Annotated in this window: 21 protein-coding genes; 4 read left to right on the top strand and 17 right to left on the bottom strand. The window is 75.1% G+C overall.

The genetic code is table 11. The features are described from left to right. Positions 1–565: 565 nt before the first annotated feature. The 5 genes from ACQEU6_RS15025 to ACQEU6_RS15045 form a co-directional block, all read right to left on the bottom strand. Positions 566–2,269: a sodium/solute symporter gene (locus ACQEU6_RS15025; protein ID WP_499332443.1), complete on the bottom strand. Its 1,704-nt coding sequence runs from the start codon at positions 2,267–2,269 to the stop codon at positions 566–568. After that, positions 2,266–2,718 carry a hypothetical protein gene (locus tag ACQEU6_RS15030; protein WP_499332444.1) on the bottom strand — a complete coding sequence of 151 codons (453 nt, stop codon included), beginning with the start codon at positions 2,716–2,718 and terminating at the stop codon, positions 2,266–2,268. Before ACQEU6_RS15030 ends, ACQEU6_RS15025 begins: the two co-directional genes overlap by 4 nt. Continuing rightward, positions 2,708–3,505, bottom strand: coding sequence for a LytR/AlgR family response regulator transcription factor (locus tag ACQEU6_RS15035; RefSeq protein WP_499332446.1), 798 nt, complete (start codon positions 3,503–3,505; stop codon positions 2,708–2,710). Before ACQEU6_RS15035 ends, ACQEU6_RS15030 begins: the two co-directional genes overlap by 11 nt. Positions 3,506–3,582: 77 nt before the next feature. Beyond that, positions 3,583–4,953, bottom strand: a complete 1,371-nt coding sequence (locus ACQEU6_RS15040; RefSeq protein WP_499332448.1) for a histidine kinase — start codon at positions 4,951–4,953, stop codon at positions 3,583–3,585. A 124-nt stretch (positions 4,954–5,077) separates the two neighbouring features. After that, positions 5,078–5,701 carry a sulfite oxidase-like oxidoreductase gene (locus tag ACQEU6_RS15045; protein ID WP_499332450.1) on the bottom strand — a complete coding sequence of 208 codons (624 nt, stop codon included), beginning with the start codon at positions 5,699–5,701 and terminating at the stop codon, positions 5,078–5,080. Between the two features lie 257 nt (positions 5,702–5,958). On the opposite strand from ACQEU6_RS15045, the gene aroF reads away from it, so the two are divergent. The 3 genes from aroF (at position 5,959) to ACQEU6_RS15060 (ending at position 9,173) form a co-directional block, all read left to right on the top strand. Beyond that, positions 5,959–7,005: a 3-deoxy-7-phosphoheptulonate synthase gene (aroF, locus tag ACQEU6_RS15050; RefSeq protein ID WP_499332451.1), complete on the top strand. Its 1,047-nt coding sequence runs from the start codon at positions 5,959–5,961 to the stop codon at positions 7,003–7,005. A gap of 240 nt (positions 7,006–7,245) precedes the next feature. Beyond that, on the top strand, positions 7,246–8,229 hold the full coding sequence (locus tag ACQEU6_RS15055) for a DMT family transporter (RefSeq protein ID WP_499332453.1): 984 nt from the start codon (positions 7,246–7,248) through the stop codon (positions 8,227–8,229). Positions 8,230–8,270: 41 nt separating this feature from the next. Then, the gene (locus tag ACQEU6_RS15060; RefSeq protein WP_499332455.1) at positions 8,271–9,173 is read left to right on the top strand and encodes a DUF5954 family protein; all 903 of its coding nucleotides are present in this window, start codon (positions 8,271–8,273) and stop codon (positions 9,171–9,173) included. A 315-nt stretch (positions 9,174–9,488) separates the two neighbouring features. On the opposite strand, the gene thiI is transcribed toward ACQEU6_RS15060, so the two are convergent. From thiI to ACQEU6_RS15100, 8 genes are all read right to left on the bottom strand, one after another. Then, positions 9,489–10,733, bottom strand: a complete 1,245-nt coding sequence (thiI, locus tag ACQEU6_RS15065; RefSeq protein ID WP_499332456.1) for a tRNA uracil 4-sulfurtransferase ThiI — start codon at positions 10,731–10,733, stop codon at positions 9,489–9,491. Positions 10,734–10,836: 103 nt separating this feature from the next. Further along, entirely contained in the window at positions 10,837–11,862 is a 1,026-nt protein-coding gene (locus ACQEU6_RS15070) for a 6-phosphofructokinase (protein ID WP_499332458.1), read from the bottom strand. Positions 11,863–12,029: 167 nt separating this feature from the next. After that, a complete protein-coding gene (locus ACQEU6_RS15075; RefSeq protein WP_499332460.1) occupies positions 12,030–12,500 on the bottom strand; it encodes an SCO6045 C-terminal-like domain-containing protein in 471 nt (156 codons plus the stop codon). Further along, positions 12,497–13,306, bottom strand: a complete 810-nt coding sequence (locus tag ACQEU6_RS15080; protein WP_499332462.1) for an MbnB/TglH/ChrH family RiPP precursor modification enzyme — start codon at positions 13,304–13,306, stop codon at positions 12,497–12,499. Before ACQEU6_RS15080 ends, ACQEU6_RS15075 begins: the two co-directional genes overlap by 4 nt. Before the next feature lies 1 nt (position 13,307). Further along, positions 13,308–14,288, bottom strand: coding sequence for a TIGR04222 domain-containing membrane protein (locus ACQEU6_RS15085; protein WP_499332464.1), 981 nt, complete (start codon positions 14,286–14,288; stop codon positions 13,308–13,310). A 71-nt stretch (positions 14,289–14,359) separates the two neighbouring features. Beyond that, the gene (locus ACQEU6_RS15090; RefSeq protein ID WP_499340199.1) at positions 14,360–14,998 is read right to left on the bottom strand and encodes a response regulator; all 639 of its coding nucleotides are present in this window, start codon (positions 14,996–14,998) and stop codon (positions 14,360–14,362) included. Positions 14,999–15,033: 35 nt separating this feature from the next. Next, positions 15,034–16,218 carry a MacS family sensor histidine kinase gene (gene macS / locus ACQEU6_RS15095; RefSeq protein ID WP_499332465.1) on the bottom strand — a complete coding sequence of 395 codons (1,185 nt, stop codon included), beginning with the start codon at positions 16,216–16,218 and terminating at the stop codon, positions 15,034–15,036. Then, entirely contained in the window at positions 16,205–16,939 is a 735-nt protein-coding gene (locus tag ACQEU6_RS15100; RefSeq protein WP_499332466.1) for a lysophospholipid acyltransferase family protein, read from the bottom strand. Before ACQEU6_RS15100 ends, macS begins: the two co-directional genes overlap by 14 nt. A 368-nt stretch (positions 16,940–17,307) precedes the next feature. Between ACQEU6_RS15100 and ACQEU6_RS15105 the strand changes: the two genes are divergently transcribed. After that, positions 17,308–18,168 carry a hypothetical protein gene (locus ACQEU6_RS15105; protein WP_499332467.1) on the top strand — a complete coding sequence of 287 codons (861 nt, stop codon included), beginning with the start codon at positions 17,308–17,310 and terminating at the stop codon, positions 18,166–18,168. Here the strand turns inward: ACQEU6_RS15105 and ACQEU6_RS15110 are convergent. The 4 genes from ACQEU6_RS15110 to ACQEU6_RS15125 form a co-directional block, all read right to left on the bottom strand. Then, positions 18,165–18,860 carry an endonuclease/exonuclease/phosphatase family protein gene (locus ACQEU6_RS15110; protein WP_499332469.1) on the bottom strand — a complete coding sequence of 232 codons (696 nt, stop codon included), beginning with the start codon at positions 18,858–18,860 and terminating at the stop codon, positions 18,165–18,167. The two genes, ACQEU6_RS15105 and ACQEU6_RS15110, sit on opposite strands and share 4 nt — an antisense overlap. A gap of 2 nt (positions 18,861–18,862) precedes the next feature. Continuing rightward, positions 18,863–19,831 carry an ROK family glucokinase gene (locus tag ACQEU6_RS15115; protein ID WP_396080074.1) on the bottom strand — a complete coding sequence of 323 codons (969 nt, stop codon included), beginning with the start codon at positions 19,829–19,831 and terminating at the stop codon, positions 18,863–18,865. Between the two features lie 50 nt (positions 19,832–19,881). Continuing rightward, the gene (locus tag ACQEU6_RS15120) at positions 19,882–20,358 is read right to left on the bottom strand and encodes a hypothetical protein (protein ID WP_499332471.1); all 477 of its coding nucleotides are present in this window, start codon (positions 20,356–20,358) and stop codon (positions 19,882–19,884) included. Between the two features lie 76 nt (positions 20,359–20,434). Continuing rightward, positions 20,435–20,869, bottom strand: a complete 435-nt coding sequence (locus tag ACQEU6_RS15125) for an SRPBCC family protein (RefSeq protein WP_499332473.1) — start codon at positions 20,867–20,869, stop codon at positions 20,435–20,437. Positions 20,870–20,905 lie beyond the last annotated feature (36 nt).

A 20,905-nucleotide genomic window follows, 5' to 3' on the forward strand; every position in this document is an offset into this window, starting at 1 on the left:
CAACAACCCCAGCCACCACCGCAACCCCGCACCAGGGCCGCGATCGCGTCCGAAGGCAGTTTCGAGCTTGCGAGAAACTGATCGCGAAGCGAGCCGCAAGGCGAGCCGAAGCGATGCCAGCGATCGCCCGCTTTATCGACGATGGAGGGCCGCCAGGCCCGAAGGAGGAGAAAAAGCAATAAAAAACGACTCAGGCGCCGCTGAACAACCCCCCGACTGTTCAGCGGCGCCTGAGCCACAGGTCGCGGGATCCCACCCCCCCGGTACGGGATCCTGCGACTCACGATCCGGCATTTGTCGCCGGATCTCCGGATTTGCTCTTGTGAGAGGGTTCGCGGCCGGGGACCGCCCGCCCCTCGGGGCGGTGTGACGTGTGGTGCCACTGAGAACACTAGAGGGGTGTCGCCGCCTGTGGACACCGCGACGGCGCGACTGTCGATGAACGGTGTGTAGTCATAGATATACGGAGCGTAGTCGTCGGATGAGCGGTCCCTGCGGCGGGACGAGCGGTCTCGGGCCCGGGTGGGGCGGCCGGAGCGCCGTCAAGAATGGTTCAAATCGGGACTCAGCGGGCGAACACGTCTTCGGGGAGGTGCAGTTTCGTCAGGGCGCGGTCGGCGCGGCGGGGGACGCGGCTGCGGGTCAGGAGTGAGACCGCGACCATGACGGCGAACACGGCGGGGGCGATCAGGGCCGCGGGTTCGGCCACGGCGGCGGCGGTCCAGCCCGTCAGGGGGACCTCGTACAGGTGCAGGACTCCCGAGCCGACGGCGAGGCCGGTGCCGAGGAGCAGGCCGGCGCCTGCCCCGGCGGCGGTCAGGCCGCGCCACCAGATGGCGAGCAGGAGGAGCGGGCACAGGGAGCACGCCGACACGCAGAGGGCCAGGGCGACGAGGCCGGCGGCGTTCTGGGTCCCGATCCTCGGGAGCAGGGCGAGCGGGACGGCGAGCGCGAACACGGTGGCGACGCGGAAGGAGGCGACGCCGCTGCGGCGGGCGCACTGGGTGACCGTGCCGGCGATGGTGACGACGAGGCCGCAGGAGGTGGAGATGAACGCGGCGAAGGCGCCGAGGGTGATGAGCCCGGTGAGCAGCGCGCCGGCCGGCCCGGGGATGCGCTGCGGCAGCAGCAGGACGGTCGCGTCGGTGTCGCCCGTCATCAGCAGTTCGGGAGCGTAGAGGCGTCCCATGGCCGCGTACACGGTGGGGAAGACGTAGAAGAGCGCGAGGAGGACCGGGACCAGGGCGGCCGTTCGGCGGGCGGTGCTTCCGCTCGGATTGGTGTAGAAGCGGATGAGGATGTGGGGCAGCCCCATGGTGCCGAGCAGGATGCCCAGGAGCGCCGAGTACGTGCGGTAGAAGCCGTGCTCCTCCCCGCGGCCGAAGGGGGTGGCCCAGGTCTCGCCGCTCTGGACGGGCAGGCGTTCGGCATGGGGCACCGGCGCGCCGGCCGGGAAGACCACCTCGGCGCCCGGACCGATGGTGTGGCGGCCCGCGGCGAGGGTCACCGCCCCGCCGCCGTGCCGGGCTCCGTCCACGCGGCCCCGGGCGGTGACGAGGACGGCCTCGGGCGCGGTGACCGCCACCTCGGTGCTCACGCAAACCCGGGTGGCGTGCGGGAACCGCGCGGGCCCGCCGGCGACGGGGTCGGGACGGCCGTCCATCTGCCACATGGCCAGCAGCGCCACGGCGGGCACGGCGAGGGCGACCAGCTTCACCCAGAACTGGGCGCTCTGGACGGCGGTGATGCTGCACATCCCGCCGGAGGCGACGATCAGCAGCGTGACCGCCACGACGACGGCCCAGCCCGCCCACACCGGGGCGCCGGTCATCACGCGCAGGGTCACGCCGGCGCCCTGGAACTGCGGCAGCAGGTAGAACCAGCCGATGAAGCAGACGCAGCAGGTGACGATGCGGCGCACGGCCGGGGAGCCGAGCCTCCATTCGGCGAAGTCGGAGACGGTGTAGGCGCCGGACCGGCGCAGCGGCGCGGTGACGAACGCCAGGAGCAGGACGTATCCGGCGGTGGCCGCGACCGGCAGCCACAGCATGTCGGCGCCGTAGGCGAGCACGAGCCCGGCGGTGCCGAGGAACGCGGCGGCGGAGAGGTACTCGCCGCTGATCGCGGAGGCGTTGCGCCAGGGGGTCACGCCCCGGGAGGCGACCAGGAGGTCGGAGGCGGTGCAGGCGGAGCGGCGGTCGCACGCGCCGAGCGAGGCGGTCGCCAGCAGCAGGACCAGGAGCACCGCCGCCACCGCCACGGCGGTCATCGCCGGCCCGCCGGCCCGGTGAGGTCGCGCTCGGCGCGCTCGGCGCGGCCGAGCTGGCGGAACGACGCCGCGACCCAGACCGGCTGGATGCCGAACGCGAGGACGAGCCAGGGCAGCGGGACGCCGTGCACGCGGGCCCGCGCCACCGCCGGGACGATCGCCATCAGCGCCGGGAGCGCCGTCACCACGGTCATGACGAACGCGCCGGTGCCGAGGGCGGTGCGCAGCTGGGCGCGGATGAGGCGCCGGGTCTCGGCGGCGCCGATCGGCGGGCCGGGGACGAGCGCGTCGGGCCCGGCCGGGACGGTATCGGGCGGATCGGGGTCCGCCGGGGCGGTGTCGGGAGGGGCGGTCCCGGCGGCCCGGGCCCGGCCCGGCGGCGCGCCCTCCGGCTGGGAGCGGGGGCGGACGGCCGCCCCCGCCACCGCGTCGCGGCGTTCATCGGTCATCGCGGACCTCCCCCGGGGCCCCGGCGTCCTCGTCCGGCTGGTGGAACTTGCGGACCAGCTGGTCCCTGACCTCGCGGGTGTGGCGGCGGCTGACCTGGAGCAGCTCGTCCCCGATCTGGACCGCGGCCCGGCCGCCGTCGAAGCGCAGCTCGGTGATGTGGGCGGCCGCGACGAGGGTGCTGCGGTGGATCCGGATGAACCCCGCGCCCTCCCACCGCTTGGAGAGCGCCGACAGCGGCATGCGGACCAGGTAGCCGCCGTCGGCGGTGTGCAGCCGCACGTAGTCGCCCTGCGCCTCGACGTGGGTCACGGCCCGGCGGGACACCAGCCGCGTCCGCCCGCCGAGCTCGACGGGGATCATCTCGTCGTCGGGGTCGGGCGAGGCGTCGCCCGCGGGCGGGGACGGCCGGCGGACGGCCGCCGCCACCCGCCGGACCGACTCGGCGAGCCGCTCCGGGCGGACGGGCTTCAGCAGGTAGTCGAGCGCGCCGAGCTCGTAGGCGGCGACGGCGCAGTCGTCGTGCGCGGTCACGAACACCACGTGCGGGGGCGCGGCGAACGCGGTCAGCAGCCGGGTGAAGTCGAGCCCGTCGAGGCCCGGCATGCGGATGTCGAGGAACACGGCGTCGAGGCCCTCGCCCTCGACGAGCATCCGGCTCAGGTCGCGGAGCGCGGCCGAGGCGTCCGCGGCGCCGGCGACCCGCGTGATCCGCGGGTCCTTGCTGAGCAGGTAGGTCAGCTCCTCCAGGGCCGGGCGTTCATCGTCGACGGCGAGGACGTGCAGCATGAGGGCGACTTTGCCGCGATTACCGTCTGTCCGCAATCGGTTCCGAAAAGTGAGTGGCGTGTCGCCCGGATCGCGCCTCAGTCGGGAAAGACGCCCGGACGGTACTTCGGGACGCGCAATTTGACCTTGGTTCCGGCGCCGAGCGCTGTCTCGACGGTGAGGCCGTACTCGTCCCCGTAGACCTGGCGCATGCGCGCGTCGACGTTCGCGAGGCCGATGCCGGGGGCGCCCTCCGGCCGGTCGTGGGTGGCGACGCTCCCCCACCCGGTGGGCCCGGGACGCCCGAGGGGCGCCGAGAGGATCTCTTCGAGCCGCTCGGGGTCCATGCCGATCCCGTCGTCCTCGACGCTGATCGCGGCCTCGGCGCCGGAGTCGCGGGCCACGATCGAGATGTGGAAGGCGCGGCGCCCCCCGGCCATGCCGTGCCGGACGGCGTTCTCGACGAGCGGCTGGAGCGCGAGGAACGGGACGGCGACCGGCAGCACCTCGGGGGCGACCTCGACGTTGCACTGCAGCCGCTCGCCGAATCTGGCGCGCTCCAGAAGCAGGTACCGGTCGATCGAGCGCAGCTCGTCGGCGAGCGTGGTGAAGTCGCGCGGGTTGCGGAACGAGTAGCGGGCGAAGTCGGCGAAGTCCAGCAGCAGGCCGCGGGCCCGCTCGGGGTCGGTGCGGACGAAGGAGGCGATCGTGGTCAGCGAGTTGTAGACGAAGTGCGGCGAGATCTGGGCACGCAGCGCGCGCATCTCGGCCTCGGCGAGGCGGACGCGGGCCGCGTCCAGCCCGGCGAGTTCGAGTTGCCCGGTGACGAGCCGGGCCGCCTCCCCGACCGCGCGGACCCGGGCGGTGGACGGGCTCGGCCAGTAGGCGGTCAGCGCCCCCTCGACGCGGCCCTCGACGGCGAGGGGGGCGACCATCGCCACCTGGACGCCGCAGTGCGGATCGCCGCAGGCGAGCGGCTCCGGCGTGATGACCCGGGGCCGGCCGGAGGTCAGCACGGGCAGCGCGTGCGCGACGGCCTCGCCGGCGTGGGCGCCGCGGCCCGCGCCGTCCCAGGCCAGCAGCCGCGGCGCGTCCCGCGCGGCGCCGCCCGGTTCGCCGGGGCCGCCCGGTTCGCCGGGGTCGCCGGGGTCGCCGGGGTCGCCGGGGTCGCCGGTCGCGTCCGGGGCGCCCGGATCCTCCGGCGGGCGCACCGCCACGATCGCGACCGCCTCGGCGCCGAGCAGCGAGCGCAGCAGGCGGGTCGCCCGGCGCGCCGCGTCGCCGGTGAGCCCGGCCCGCAGCGGGGGCGCGGCGTGCGCGATCAGGTGCAGGGCGGCGAGCGCCGCCGCCTCCGCCGGATCGGCGGGCCCGCGCCGCGGGAGGAGGCACCACCGGCGCGGCGCCCAGACCCCGCTGGCCCCGGCTGCCGCGGCGCACGCCACGACATCTGTGACGGACGGTAGGTCCATGGAAACGTACGGTAATGGCTATCATCGCCGCGGGTGCGCCTGTTGCCGATTTACCGAGGTCTCGAATGGGACACGCTCGGCCCGCCGGAAGGCCCGTTCCGGAGGACCGATGACGGCGGACCGGTCACAGCGGGGGCGACTCGCCCTCGTCCTCCTGGTATGAGTAGCGCTGCTCCCGCCACGGGTCGGCCACGTTGTGGTAGCCGCGCTCCTCCCAGAAGCCCCGGCGGTCCTTCACCAGGTACTCCACGCCGCGGACCCATTTCACGCTCTTCCACGCGTACAGGTGCGGGATGACGATGCGGACGGGGAAGCCGTGGTCGGGGGTGAGGCGCTCGCCGTCGCGGTGGGTGGCGAACATCGTGCCCTCGGTGAGGAAGTCGCTCATCCGGATGTTGGCGCTGTAGCCGTACTCGGCCCAGACCATGACGTGCGTGACGTCCGGCGCCGGCGGCGCCAGCTCGACGATCGTCATGCCGGAGACGCCCTGCCACTCGTTGTCCGGGATCGTGAACTTGGTGACGCAGTGGAAGTCGGCGACCGCGGTGGCCTTCGGCAGCGCGTCGAACTCGTCCCAGTTCCAGCGGTGGTGCTCCCCCGACTCGGTGGCGCCGAAGACCCGGAAATCCCAGTCCTTGGGACGGAACTTCGGCACGGGTCCGTAGTGCAGGACGGGCCAGCCCCGGGGGACGTACTGCCCGGGCGGCAGTTCGCCCGGCTGCGGCGCGGACTGTTCGGGGTGGGTCATGACGCGGCCATCCTGCCATCCGGAGTGAGCTGAGCCATATCCGGGGTGCGCGCGGAACCGCGCGCCCGGACATCGGCTAGGCTTTCCCCGTGCGCAACGTCGTGTATTTCTTTTGGCCCGACCAGCCCGGACGGCTGGTCTGCCAGACGCTGCGCTGACAGACCACAAGGCGAAAGCCCCGGGCCGGCCGGCCCGGGGCTTTCGTCGTTCCGGGGACCGGCCGGCCTCCCGGGGCCTGATGGAGAGGCAGTGAACCCATGGTCGTCGTCATGGCCCCGGAGGCCAGCGAAGCGGATGTCAGAGCCGTCGTCTCACTGGTCGAGACGGCGGGCGGCGACGCCTTCGTCAGCCGCGGGGTGGAACGGACCATCGTCGGGCTGGTGGGCGACGTCCAGCAGTTCGGCTCGCTGAACCTGCGCGGGATGCGCGGCGTCAGCGACGTCGTCCGCATCTCCGCCCCCTACAAGCTGGTGAGCCGCGAGCACCACGCCGAGCGGTCGGTCGTCCGGGTCGGCGGGGTGCCGATCGGCCCCGGCACCATGACGCTGATCGCCGGCCCGTGCGCGGTGGAGACCCCCGAGCAGACCCTCGGCGCGGCGCAGATGGCGCAGGCCGCGGGCGCGACGCTGCTGCGCGGCGGCGCGTTCAAGCCGCGCACGTCCCCGTACGCGTTCCAGGGCCTCGGGGAGGCCGGGCTGCGCATCCTCGCGGACGTCCGCGAGGAGACCGGCATGCCGATCGTCACCGAGGTCGTGGACGCCGCCGACGTCGAGCTCGTCGCCTCCTACGCCGACATGCTCCAGATCGGCACCCGCAACGCGCAGAACTTCGCGCTGCTGCAGGCCGCCGGCGAGGCGGGCAAGCCGGTCATGCTGAAGCGCGGCATGAACGGGACGATCGAGGAGTGGCTGATGGCCGCCGAGTACGTCGCGCAGCGCGGCAACCTCGACATCGTGCTGTGCGAGCGGGGCATCCGCACGTTCGAGCGGGCGACCCGCAACACCCTCGACATCTCCGCGGTGCCGGTGGCGCAGCGCCTCTCCCACCTGCCGGTCATCGTGGACCCGTCGCACTCGGGCGGCAGCCGCGACCTCGTCCTGCCGCTGACCCGCGCGGCGATCGCGGTCGGCGCCGACGGCGTGATCATCGACGTGCACCCGCACCCGGAGACCGCCCTGTGCGACGGCCCGCAGGCCCTGGTGGACGGCGACCTGCGCGAGCTCGCCAAGCTCGCCCGCGACCTGCCTCCGATCGTCGGCCGCTCCCTCACCAGGAGCGAGGACCCCGACGCCGTGCCCGCCTGACCCCGCCTCATCCCGCCCGATCCCGCCCGACCGCTCGGTGTCCCCCGGGGGCACCGAGCGGGTATCGTCCTGAACCATGGCTTACTGGGCACCCGACTGCGGGCCGCCGCGCTCCTGACGGGGCGCGGCGAACGCATTCCCTGCTGATCGGCACGGCCGGCGCGAACACGCGCCCGGCCGCGCCGCCCTGCGCCCCGAATCCGGATCTCTCCTCCCGATTCGAGCCCAGGAGCTTCTTCCGTGTCACAGAACACCTTCCTTCGGCGCGCGTCCGAAAAGTCCGCGCGGTCCCGTGCCCGGCGCGGCGGCGCCGACGTCCTGCTGGCGGCGGCCCTGTGGGGCACGACCGGCACCGTCCGCACGTTCGCCGACGGCGCGACCCCGTACTCGGTCGCCGCGATCCGCATCGTCGTCGGCGGCCTGGTGCTGCTGGCCCTCGCCGCGTCCACGCGCGGCGGCGCGGGGCTCCGCCGGCTGGTGGCGGACCGCCGCAACCTGCCGCTCGTCGGCCTCGGCGCGATCGCCGTCACCGTCTACCAGACGGCGTTCTTCGTCGCCGCCGGACGCACCGGAGTCGCGATCGGCACCGTCGTCACGATCGGGAGCGCGCCCGTGTTCACCGGCGTGATCGGGCTGGTCGCCCGCCGGTCGGTGCTGACGGGGCGGTGGACGCTCTCCACGGCGGGGGCCGTCGCGGGCTGCGCCCTGCTCGTCGGCGGCGGCCGGGACGCGGGCGCGGAGCCGCTCGGCATCGGGCTGGCCCTGCTGTCCGGGCTGTCGTACGCGGTGTACGCCACGGTGGCGTCCGTCCTCATCACCCGGGGCGAGGAGGACCGCGCCGTCGCCGCGGCGCTGTTCGGGACGGCGGCCCTCCCGCTGATCCCCGTGCTGCTCGCCGGGCCCACGGGCTGGCTGCTCACCGGGAGCGGCGCGATCATCGCGCTCTACCTCGGCGTGGTCACCACGGGCGGCGGCTACCTGCTGTTCGCCCGGGGCCTGCGGACGACGCCCGCGACGACGGCGACGACCCTGACGCTCGCGGAGCCGGCGGTGGCGGCGGTGCTCGGCACCGTCCTGCTGGGCGAGCGGCTGGGCGGCGCGGCGCTGGGCGGCCTCGCGCTGCTGGCGGCGAGCCTGGTGGTCCTCGTGGCGCCCGCCCGCCGGCGCGGGCGCGGCGGCGGCGCAAGCGGCGGCGGCGCACAGCGCGGTAACGAAATGGTCTGAACCATTGGCCGGGCGCGGGTTCGGCGAGGATGATGACCGGCATGACGACGGGAGATGGTGACGCCGGGGGGCGGCTGTTCCCGGACGACCTGGACGGCGTCGACCCGGTCGCCGCGGTGCTGCTGGCGGACGCCCGCCGCGCCCTCGCCGCCTACCCGGAACTGGTGGCCCTCGGCGCCGTGTTCACCGCCGCCGAGCGGGTTCCGGGCGGCTGGCAGGTCGTGTGCCCGTTCGACCCGCTGCCGCAGGGCGCGCGCGAGATCCTCGCCGACCACCTGGAGGACCGGGCCGCGCCGGGCTCCGGCGCGCGGGCGCGCGACCTGGCGGCCGCGGCCTGGACGCTGCGGCGCGAGCCGGCCGACGAGGTGATCGCGGGCGGCCGGCGGTTCCGGATCGCCCGGATCGAGCAGCTGGCCCGCACCGGCCCGGACGGCCCCGAGCCGCCCCGCCCCACCGATCTGGACCCGCTGCCGACGGCCGGGCGCCTCCCGCCCGCCCGGCCGCACGAGCTGCTGCCGGACGACGGCCCGGGGGCGGACCTCGCGACCGCCGAGCTGCTGTGCCAGGTGCTGGACGCCGCGGCGGCCACGGGGAACGAGCCGTCCGGCGCGTTCCTCACCCCGGTCGCGCTGGCGCCCGCGTTCACCGTCGCCGAGCGCGGCGAGCGGCGGTGGCGTCCCGTGGGCCGCCTCTACGACGCGCCGTGGCAGGCCCGCGACTCGCTGGCCACCTACTTCCGGCACGTGGTGCCGGCGGTGGAGAGCCCCGCCGAGGCGGACCTCGCCCGGTTCGCCGAGGCGGCGGAGCTGATGGAGGACGACACCCGCCGCAACGGCATCGCCGTCGCGGGCCGCCGCTTCCGCATCGTCCGCATCGAGCGGATCACCCTGATGGGCCCGGACGGCCCCGAGCCGCCCCGCCCGACGGACTTCGACGCCCGCTAGACTGTGTTTTCGCAGTCCCGGCCCACTCCGCTCGCCTGGCGGCTCGCTACGTGACCGGGCCTGGGGCGAACGCGGCATCGCTTCGCGATCAGCCCGGTTCCGCTCGCCTCCGGCTTCGCTCCACCGGCCAGCTCACGCGTTCGCGCGCATGGCCGAAGCCCCCTTCGACACAGGCCCAAGCCGTGGTGATGAGGAAGACCTCCGTCGTGGTGGAGATGTTCGGGCTCCACACCGCAGCGGAGGTCTTCGTGCCGTGACGCCCGGCCGGCCGGCCGTGGCAGGCTCCAGCCGGTCGGGCGGGCGCGGAGCGGCGGGTCAGGCGACCGGGTCGCCGTAGGCGGGGCGGTGCTCCTGGACGGACGCGGCGAGCTGGTCGGCGAGCTCGCCGACGTCGAGGCGCTTCTCGATCTGCCGCAGGTCACCGATCTTGGCGCGGGTCTCGGCGCGGCGGGGCGCGAGCAGCGTGCAGCAGTCCTCGTCGGGCAGCTCGGAGATCGTCAGGGTGCGGATGCGGCGCGCCTGGTCCATGATCTCGACCTTGTCCATGCCGACGAGGGGCCGCAGGATGGGCAGCTCGACGGCGTCGTCCAGCGCGGTGATGTTGGCGAGCGTCTGGCTGGACACCTGCCCGAGCGCGTCACCGGTGATCAGCGCGGAGCCGCGCAGCCGCCGGGCGAGGACCTCGCCGGTGCGCAGCATCAGCCGCCGCTGCGCGATCACCGCGAGCCGGTCGGCGCCGGACGACTTGATCTGCTGCTGCGCCTTGCCGAACGGCACCACGAACAGCCGGGACCCGGTCTGGAACTTGTCCAGCTCGCGGACCAGCGCGTACGCCTTGTAGATCGACTCGGGGCCGGTGAACGGCATGCCGGAGAAGTGCAGGTAGTCGACGCGCAGGCCGCGGCGCATCATCCGGTACGCGGCGACGGGCGAGTCGATCCCGCCCGACATCAGCACGAGGCCGCGGCCGCTCATCCCGACGGGCAGTCCGCCCTGACCGGCGAGGCCGCCGGAGTAGACGAACACCTCGTCGCGGTCGACCTCGATCGACAGGGTGTGCTCGGGGTTCTTCAGCCGGACGGGCTGGCCGTAGCGGTCGGTGACGAGCGTGCCGATGTGCCGGTCGAGCTCGGTGGAGGTCATCGGGAACCGCTTGTCGCGGCGCCGGGACCGGACGGCGAACGCGCCGGTCCGCCCGTCCATGAGCTCCAGCGCGGCGCGCTCGACGCTGGCGAGGTCCTTGCCGACCCGCCAGGCGCGGTGCGCCCACACGATGCCCATGACGTCGGTGATCCGCTGCGCGACCCGCTCCATGGTGGCGAGGTCGGCATCGTGCTTGCGGACGATGAAGACGCCGTGCCGCCGGACGACGTCCACCCGGGCGATCGGCCGGACGGCCGTGCGCACGTTGTCGGCGAGGCGGCGCTCGAACTGCTCGCGGTTCTTGCCCTTGAGGACGACCTCGCCCAGCTTGAGCAGCACGCACGGCTCGCCGTCGACCGGCGACTGCTCCCGGACGTCCGCCGCCGCGGTGCCGGGCGCGGTGTCGAGCGTGGTCATGCGTGATCCTCCTGGCGGGAACAGGGTAAAGAGAGGACCTCCAGTGTGGCCCAGAGAGGCCAACACCGCGACCCGCATTCCCTGTTCCCGCACGGCGGGACGATCAGCCGAAGAAGACCTCGGACTCGGAGTAGCGCTCCAGCGGGACGGTCTTGAGCTCCTTCGTCGCCTCGTCGAGGCCGACGCGGATGATGTCGGTGCCCTGGAGGGCGACCATCTTGCCGTAGTCGCCGTCCTTCACGGCGTCGATCGCCTGGAGGCCGAAGCGGGTGGCGAGGACGCGGTCGAACGCCGTCGGGGTGCCGCCGCGCTGGATGTGCCCGAGCACGGTGGCGCGGGCCTCCTTGCCGGTGCGCTTCTCGATCTCGTCGGCGAGGGCCTGCCCGATGCCGCCGAGCCGGACGTGCCCGAACGAGTCGCGCTCCCCGGTCTGCAGGGCCATCTGCCCGTCGATCGGGTGCGCGCCCTCCGACACCACGATGATCGGGGCGTAGCGGGTCTTGAACCGGCTCTCCACGTACTGGCAGACCTTCTCGATGTCGAAGGGCCGCTCGGGGATGAGGATGACGTTGGCGCCGGCGGCCATGCCGACGTGCAGCGCGATCCAGCCCGCGTGCCGGCCCATGACCTCGCAGATCAGCGCGCGGTGGTGGCTCTCGGCGGTGGTGTGCAGCCGGTCGACGGCCTCCATGCCGATGTTCACCGCGGTGTCGAACCCGAAGGTGTAGTCGGTGGCGTTCAGGTCGTTGTCGATCGTCTTGGGGACGCCGACGACGTTGACGCCGTTCGCGTACAGCTCGCGCGCGACGCCGAGGGTGTCCTCGCCGCCGATGGCGATCAGCGCGTCCACGCCGAGGCCCGCGAGGTTGTCCTTGATCCGCTCGACGCCGCCCTCGACCTTGACCGGGTTGGTCCGCGAGGAGCCGAGGATCGTGCCGCCGCGGGGCAGGATCCCGCGCACGGCCTGGATGTCGAGGGCCACGGTGTCGCCTTCGAGGGGGCCGCGCCAGCCGGCCCGGAAGCCGACGAACTCGTAGCCGTAGACCTGGACGCCCTTGCGGACGACCGCGCGGATCACCGCGTTCAGGCCGGGGCAGTCCCCGCCTCCGGTCAGCACTCCGACGCGCATGCCGTCACCTTCTCCCGCCACCGGGCTCCTCCCTCGGTCCACGTTTCCAGCCTAGTCGCCGCACGCGGCGGCGCCGGGCCCGCGCCGGATCTTCCGGCGCGCCGCCATTGGTCTAGACCATAGCCCGTGGCGGGGCCCCGCGGCACTTCGTTCCCGGGACGGCGCCCTCAGCGCGACGGGCCCCGGCCGAAGACGCGGACCCGTCCCCGGAAGACCACCGCCGCACCGCCGGGCACGCGCCGCGCCGCGGCCCCGCGCGGGCGCGGCGGGTCCTGCCCGTCATAGGACCATCGGAGCTCGGCCAGCGCGAGTTCCCGCGCCGCGTCGCCCGCGAGTCGCCCCGGGTCGCCCGCGAGTCGCCCCGGGTCGGCGCGGGCGAAGTCCCAGCCGTCCCGGAAGGAGCCGCGGGTCGGGCGCCCGGCGGCCCAGGCCGCGAAGGCGGCCTTCCAGGAGGTCCCGTACGAGGCGGCCAGCGCGGGCCAGGCGCGGGCGACCTCGCCCGCGCGCTTGACCAGGATCCCGTGCGCGGCGGCGCGCACCGCCTCGGCGTCGAACCCCTCCGGCATCGGGCCGCCCGACGTCATGGCCCGCACGAGCGCCTCCTGCGCCGCCGCCAGCCCGGCGTCGAACCCGCTCACGTGACGGGCTCCAGTCCGGAGGCGGCGGCGATGGCGTCCAGTTCGGCGCGCAGCTCGCCGGCGGGCGGGTAGCGGCCGTCGCGCTCCAGCAGGAGACCGGGCGGGCGGCACCGCGCGCACAGCTCCGCGACCAGCTCCAGCACCTCCGCGGGGACGGCCGCGGCGTGCGTGTCGTGGTACCGCCCGCCCTCCTGCGAGCCGCCCGCGACGTGGCAGTAGGCGACGCGGTCCAGGGGCAGGCGGTCGAGGAGGTCGGCGGGGTCCTCGCCCCGGTTGCGCGCGTTGGCGTACACGTTGGCGACGTCCAGCAGCAGCAGGGCGCCGGTGCGCTCCAGCAGCTCGGTCAGGAAGTCGGCCTCGGTGTACTCGGCGTCCGGCCAGTCGAAGAGCGCGGCGATGGGCTCGACGGCCAGCGGGACGGGCAGCTCCGCCTGCGTCCGGCGGATGTTGGCGGTCAGCGCGGCCAGGGCGGCCCGGGTGCGCGGCACCGGCAGCAGGTGCCCGGCCTCGACGCCGCCCGCGCGGACGAACGCGACGTGCTCGCTCGCCAGCGGCGCGCCGAGCGCCTCGGCGCAGGCGGCCAGGTGCGCCACGCGCTCGGCGGAGACGGGCTCGGCGCCGCCGAGCGACAGCCGCACCCCGTGCGGGACGATCCGCGCGCCGCGGTCGCGCAGCGCGAGCAGCTCGGGGGCGGGCGCCTCCGGGTGCACCGACTCGGCGATCACCTCGGTGAAGCGCAGCCCCGGCAGCGCGCCGACGAACCCGGCGATCTCGGGCCGCCAGCCGATCCCCACGGCCAGCCGCATGTCAGCCCCCTCCGCCGCAACCGCCGCCGCCCCCGCAGCCGCCGCCTCCCCCTCCGCAGCCGCCGCCGCCGCTGCCGCCGCCGCACGAGCCGCCGCCCCCGCAGGAGGAGGACGAGCACACCGAGGCGGTCGAGGAGCAGGAGGAGCCCGAGGAGCCGCCGGAGGAGGACGCGACTCCGGCCATCTCCAGGTACCGGCCGAGCCCCACGGTCTGGGCGAACACCGGGTCGAGCGCCATGAGCGCGGCCGTGCCGAACAGTGCCACGCCCATCAGCGCGGCGGGGGCCGGCAGCCCGGCGTAGGAGGGCCTGCTCGCCGGGTCGAGGGCGGCTTGGGACTCCTTGAGACGCTCGACGGCCCGCTCGCCCTCCCGCGTCCGCTCGGCGCCCGGACCGAGGGCGACGGCTCCGAGGCTGAGGCCGCCCAGCGCGGCCAGCGGGACGAGTTTGGCCGGGAAGCCGTCGAAGGCGTCTGTCATCACGAAGACGCAGAAGCCCAGCATGATCCACCCGAACATGACCAGCTGGAGGTTGCGCAGCCGGCGGCGCCCGGCCGGTGCGAGCACCATGCCCTGCGCGGCGAGCCCGTCGCGGAGCCGGTCGAGCTCCGCCCGCACGCCCGGCTCGGCGGTCAGCTCGGCGAGCGTCCCGGCCCGCAGGTGCGCGACGGCCCCGAAGACCGCCGCGTCCAGCGGCGTCCCGGCCGCACGCGGGCCGGCGGCGGACGGCTCGCTGGCCAGCAGGCGGCCGTCGGCGTAGGCGTCGGCCGCGCCGTCCAGCCGCAGCGCCGTGATCGAGGCGGCGATCGCGTGCCGTCCCCCGCCGCGCAGGTAGGCGACCTCGTACGGGTGCAGCTCGCGAGTGGGGGGAGTGCCCCGCAGTGCCGGGGTACGCATGCGCCGCAGGATCGCCAGCAGAACGACCCCGATCAGGACGTGGGCCGCGAGGAACCCCAGCGCGGGCCCCAGGATGTCGTCCGCCATGACGTGCTCCCCCGTCGCTATGCGCCTTTGCGTGTTGAGACGCATGCGCCGCCGCGGCGGTTCGCCCCGCGCTACTCCTCCTCGTCGAGGCCCTTCTCGATGGCGTAGCGGACGAGTTCGACGCGGTTGTGGAGCTGGAGCTTGCCGAGGGTGTTCTGCACGTGGTTCTGCACCGTGCGGTGGGACAGGACGAGGCGCTGCGCGATCTGCTTGTACGTCAGCCCCTTCGCGACGAGGCGCAGCACCTCGGTCTCGCGCTCGGTCAGCCGCGGCGCGTCGTCGTCCTCGCGGGCCGGGGCGGCGGCGAGGCGGCGGTACTCGCCGAGGACGAGCCCGGCGAGCCCGGGGGTGAAGACGGCGTCGCCCTCGCCGGTCCGCCGGACGGCGTCGAGGAACTCCTCGCGGGCGGCGGACTTGAGCAGGTAGCCGGTCGCGCCCGCCTTCACCGCCTCCAGGACGTCCTGCTGCTCGCCGCTCGCCGACAGCACCAGCACGCGGACGGGCGGCTCGGCGGCCGCGAGGCGCCGGGTCACCTCGACCCCGCTGAGGTCGGGCAGCTGGAGGTCGACCACGGCGACCTGCGGGCGCGCGGCGGCCGCGATGCGGACCGCGGCGCGGCCCTCCCCCGCCGTCGCGACCACGTCGTGGCCGGCCTCGGCCAGGTCGCGGGCCACCGCCTCGCGCCACATCGGATGGTCGTCCACGACCATCACCCGGAGGGGCCGGAGGGGAACGTCGCTCACGGTCACACCCTAGCCCGCGGCACGCTCATCTCGACCTCGGTCCCCTCGCCCTCCGCGGAGACGATCGAGACGCTGCCGCCGAGGTCGGCGATGCGGCCGCGGATGGACTGGGCGACGCCGAGCCGCCCGTCCGCCGCCGCCCGGTCCAGCCGCCCGGGGGGCATGCCCGGACCGTCGTCGCGGACGCTGACGGTGACCTCGCCCTGGCCGTCCTCCAGCAGGACCCACGCGCGCGCCCCGTCGCCGCAGTGCCGCCGGACGTTGTCGAGCGCCGCCGCCACCGCCGCCTCGACCTCCCCGGCGGCGTGCGCCGGCAGCCGCACCTCCGTGGCGGGCGTCGAGACCGTCACGGAGGTGGAGCCGTGCCCGGCCAGCAGAGCGCGCAGGTCCGTCCCGGCGCCGGCGGCCTCCGCGGGCGGCGCGGCCGGGCCCGCGCCGACGAGGGAGCGCAGCGCCGCCTCCTGCTCGCCCGCGAGGCGCCCGAGCTCGGCCGCCTCGCCGCCGAGCTCGCCGCCGCGCCGCTGCACCATCGCCAGGACCTGCAGCACCGAGTCGTGGATGCGGCGCGCCAGCCGTTCGCGCTCCCGGGTCGCCGCCTCCAGCTCGACGGCCCGCGCCAGCCGCGCCTCCGCCTCCCGCGCCAGCCGCACGACGTGCCCGACGACGAGGCCGGCGAGGAACAGCAGCACGATGCCGTTGAACGTCGTGCCGCCGATGCCGTCGCCCGTCTCGGCGATCGCGTGCACCATGAGGTTCGCGGCGGCCAGGACGGCCGCGGCGGCGATGCCCGCCCGCCGCCCGCCGGCGACCGCCCAGGCCAGCACCGCGGCCGCCACCCACGACACCGGCAGAGTCGGGCGGCCGGCGGAGATGTTCGGGGACGTCTCCACCCACGCCGTCGCCAGCACGCACCCCGCCGCGACGGCGAGGTCGGCGCCCAGCATCACCCGGCCGCGCCGCCCGGGGCCGCCCGCGGCGAACATGGCGGGCCCGAAGGCGAACGACGCGTAGCAGGTCCATCCGGCCATGACGGCGAGGACGGCCCAGCCGCCGAGCGGGTGGGCGTAGCCGCCGGCGTTCATGGCGATCACGACCGCGGCGTAGCACAGGGCGAGCCCGCGGTAGACGGCCACGGCGCGCCACAGCGCCGTCTCCAGGCCCGTCCCGCGCGGCTCAGCCGCCGTCACTCAGCCCTCCGTCGTCCTCGACCGGACGCACCTCCTTGCCGGCCATCTCGGCCTTCACCTCGGCGGCGTAGCGGTCGACGTACTCCTGCCCGGACAGCTCCCTGATCGCCCTCATGATCTCGTCGGTGATCTCGCGGAGCACCTCGTGGTCGTCCTCGCGGCCGTAGTGGCGGGAGAAGTCCAGGGGCTCGCCGAACCGGACGCCCGGCCGGATCCCGAGCCGCGGGTACGGCCTGCCGGGCGGCATCAGCTCGAACGTGTTGACCATCGCCATCGGGATCACCGGCACGCGCGACTTCAGCGCCAGCCGCGCGACCCCCGTCTTGCCGCGGTACAGCCGGTTGTCGGGCGCCCGGGTGCCCTCGGGGTAGATGCCGAGCAGCTTGCCCTCGCCGAGGATCCGCAGCCCCGTCCGCAGCGCCGCCTCGGCCGCCGAGCCGCCCGTCCGGTCGACCGGCACCACCCCGACTCCGGTGAAGAAGCCCTTGCTGACCAGGCCCTTGATCCCCCTGCCGGTGAAGTACTCCCCCTTGCCGATGAAGAAGATCGGGCGCATCAGCGGCAGCGGGCCGAAGAAGTGGTCGGCGAACGACAGGTGGTTGCTCACCATCAGCGCCGGCCCGCGCTTCGGGACGTTGCGCGCCCCCCGGTTCCGCGGCCACCACAGCAGATACATGACCGGGGAGAGGACGATCCTCAGCAGGATCCAGAACCAGAGCATCGTATGCGGGTACCTTTCCCTCGGACCGGACGCCCCCGCGCGGGCGTGCCCCGGTCCTGCCGACGGGGATGATGGGACATCCTCCCACTCTCCGTCCCACCGATCTACCGGCTGGTACCCCGGACCGGAACCCGGCCGCCCACCGGCGGCGGTCCGGGAATAACCGTAGGCTCGGAGCGGTAAAACTCAATCGGGTGCGCCCGGGGGCTTGTCCCGCGCGGCGCAGCGAATACCGTGGGACACACGTTTCGGGGTGTCCGGGAGAGCCTCCGCGCGGGGGCGACCGGGCATCACATGTCAATGGGGGGAGCGGAGGCCGCCATGCCGGTGCTGCCGGTCACGCCGGAGTCGTCGAAGGAGCCGGCCCCGTGAATCGCCGTGGCAATGGACTGTCAGCGGACACCTACGCCCCACTGGTCGACCTCGCGCCGCATCTGGCGGACGCGATGCTGGCGGCCCTCGGCGAGGCGGGCGTCGCGGCCTACGCGGCGTCCCCGTCGGGCCTGCCGGAGATCGCCGAGACGGCCGCGGAGCCGGTCGCCGGCGACGTCCTCGACCGGCTGTACGTGGACGTCGACATGAAGCCGGCCGCCGAGGGCATCCTGCGCGTGCACCTCGCCCGGCTGCGCGAGGCCTCCGCGCGCGGAGGCGACGCCGAGCGCGAGGGCGCCGACCTCGCCGACGCCGACCTGCTCGACCCCGACCGCCAGGACGCCGCGGAGCGCACCGAGACCGGCCTCGCCGACCCGGCCGCGGGCAAGGCGGGCGGCGGCGCCGAGCGCGACGAGGACGCCATCTGGGCCGAGATCGTCGCCGGCTACGACGCCGTCCCCGAGGGCGACGAGGTCCCGTGGCCCGACGAGGAGAACATCCACGAGCCCGCCGACCCCCCGGGCGAGGGCGAGGACCGCACGGGGCGGCTGCCCCGCGCCCGCGTGATCAAGCCCGCCGAGGAGCCGGGGTTCCCGGCCGGCGACGACGATGACGACGAGGGGCACTACGTCCCGCCCCCTCCCCCGCCGCTGCCGAGCGCCGACCCGCTCACCAAGGGAGCCTGGATCGCGCTGATCGGCGGCCCCGTCTACCTGCTGGTCACCGTCATCCTCGACTGGGAGGTCCCCGGCTGGGCCGCCTTCCTCGCCGTCGCCGCCTTCATCGGCGGCTTCGTCACCCTCGTCCTGCGCATGGGCGACGAGCCCCGCGACCCCGACGACGGGGCCGTCGTCTAGCGCGGCGCCAGCTCGGCCAGGAGGGGCCGGTGGTCGGTGGCCAGGGCGTGGTCGCCGGCCTCGTCGGGCGGCACCCCGCACGCGGCGATCCGGACCGCCGGGTCGGCGAAGACGCCGTCGATGCGGCGCCTCGGGCTGCGCGCGGTGAACGTGAGCTCCCCGCCCGCCGGCGCCGCCGCGTAGCCGTCCTGGAAGCGGCCGGCCAGCAGCGACCAGGCCGGGCCTCCCGGCTCCTCGTTGACGTCGCCCGCGAGGACCACCGGGGCGCCGTGGCGGTCCCGGGCGCGGTCCAGGTGGGCGAGGATCTCGTGGACGTGCCGCAGGCGCGGGCCGTCCGCCAGGTCCAGATGGGTGCTCGCGGCGATCAGGCGGGCGCCGCCGACCTCCAGGACGGCGATCGCGAGGGCGCGGCGGTGCAGGCCCGGGTCCGGGGTGAGCAGGTGGAACTCGCGGGCCACCCGGCGCACGTGCGGCGCGGCGAGGACGGCGAGCCCGCAGGCCCGCCGTCCCGCCGCGATCCGCAGGCCGCAGGCCCGCGCCAGGCGGCGGCGCTGGAGCCGCCACCCCCAGAAGCGCGGGACCTCCTGAGCGCACACCACGTCCGGGGCGTTCGCGCGGACGACGCGGGCCACGGCGGCCGGGTCGTCGCGCAGCGACCGGATGTTGTAGGAGAGCAGCCGGACGGCGGCCACGCCTAGACGATCACGTCCTGGAACGGGCGGACGCGGGCCAGGTCGGCGGCGCCGACGATGCCCGCCGCGGATCCCAGCTCGGCGATCCGGATGTCGGGCAGCGGGCGGTGGCCGCGGCCGGTCAGGGCGTCCTCGAACGCGGAGCGGATCGGGTCGAGCAGCAGGTCGCCGGCGTCCGACAGGCCGCCGCCGATGATGAAGGCGCCCGGGTCGAGGATCGCGCTGAGGTCGGCCAGGCCCTGGCCCGCCCAGTGCGCGATCGTCCGGAAGCACTCCAGCGCCGCCTTGTCGCCCTCCCGGGCCGCCTGCGACACCTCGGGGCCGCTGATGCCCTCGGGCCGGCCGCCGCCGAGCTCCAGCAGGCGCCCCGCCATCGCGGGCGCCACCCGGGCCAGGTCGCGCGCCTCGTGCACCAGGGCGTTGCCGCTGGCGTACTGCTCCCAGCAGCCGCGGTTGCCGCAGCCGCAGCGGCGCCCGTCCGGGACGACCCGGAAGTGCCCCATCTCCGCGCCGATGCCGAACCGGCCCCGGTACAGCTCGCCGTTGATGATGATGCCGCCGCCGATGCCGGTGCCGAGGGCCACCAGGACGAGGAAGTTCTCGCCGCGGCCGGCGCCGTACCGGGCCTCGCCCCACGCGGTGGCGTTGCCGTCGTTCTCCACGACGACCGGCAGCCCGACGAGGCTCTCCACCTTCTCCTTGATCGGCTCGTCGCGCCAGGCGAGGTTCGGCGCGAACAGCACGGTGGAGCGGGTCTCGTCGACGAAGCCCGCGGTGCCGAGCCCGACCGCCGCGACCTCCTCGTACTTGCCCTTGAGCAGGTCGACGACCTCGGCGATGGTCTCGGCGGTCTCCTTGGGGTTGGTCGAGGGAGTCGGCCGGCGGACCTTCTCCAGAATCGTCCCCCGGTCGTCGACGACCCCCGCGGCCACCTTCGTGCCGCCCACATCCACGCCGATGGTCAGGGCCATATAACCCTTCCTCCTCCTCACGTCGCCCCTGGCTGGAGCCACTCCACGCTCTACCCGATGTCGATGGGGCCGCCGGTGGCGGCCGACCACGGGTCGCCCGGATCGGGACGTTCCGACCGATCGGACGTACCCGCCCCGGCGCCCTCCGACGCCTCCGGCGGCCCGGTCCGGTCGAACCTCCGCGTCTCGCCGGGCGCGCGGGTCCGGTCGAACGCCGCCGCGACGTCCAGCGCGGCCGCCATCAGCGACCGCCCGGCCTCGCGCAGGTGCCGTCCCACCTCGCCCCCGGACTCCCGCTTGATCGCGATGGCCCGGCAGACCGGGCAGTCGCGGCACTCGGGGGCGCCGGTGGCGATGTGCGGACCGCGGGCGTCCCCGCCCGGCTCGTCGGCGATGGCACGGTCCCACACGTCGCCGGCCGGCCCGGCCCGGCCCGCGCGCTCGTCCCGGCCGCCGCCGACCCGCCTGATCAACGCGTCGACGAGCTTGGCCGCCTCGTCCAGGACGTCGCCCGGCTGGTCGCTCATGTCTCCATCTTCCATCCGTCGTCGGCGTGAACGGTATCGCCTCCGCGCCGTGTTCAGGCCACCGCCCGCGGCGGGCTCAGCCCTCGACGCGGCTCCTGAGGCCCCTGAGGGCCGAGTCGATGATCCGCTTCTCGCCCTTGCGCTTCACCATGCCGATCATGGGGATGCGGACGTCCACCGCCAGCTCGTAGGTCACCTCGGTGACGCCGTCCTCCTCCGCCAGGCCGTAGGCGCCGTGCAGCCCGGTGACGACCGTGCCCGGCTCCACCAGCTCCCACGTCACCCGGTCGTCGCCCTCCCAGGTGTAGGCGAGCCCGACGGTGTCGCTGAACGGACCGCCGTCGAACGTCAGCCGGGCGCGGGCGGCGCGGCCGTCCTCGCCCCTGTCCTGCACGGTGAACTCGCGGATGCCGCTCGCCCACTCCGGATACGCCCCGAGATCGGCGATCACCGCCATGACCTCGGACCTCCCGGCCTTGACCGTGATGGAGGAACTCGTGCGGTCCGCCATCTGCGTCTCCCTCCGGCTCGTCCCCGAACCCCTGCG

The organism is Spirillospora sp. CA-108201, from assembly GCF_050936235.1.
In the GTDB taxonomy this organism is placed as follows: Bacteria; Actinomycetota; Actinomycetes; order Streptosporangiales; family Streptosporangiaceae; genus Spirillospora.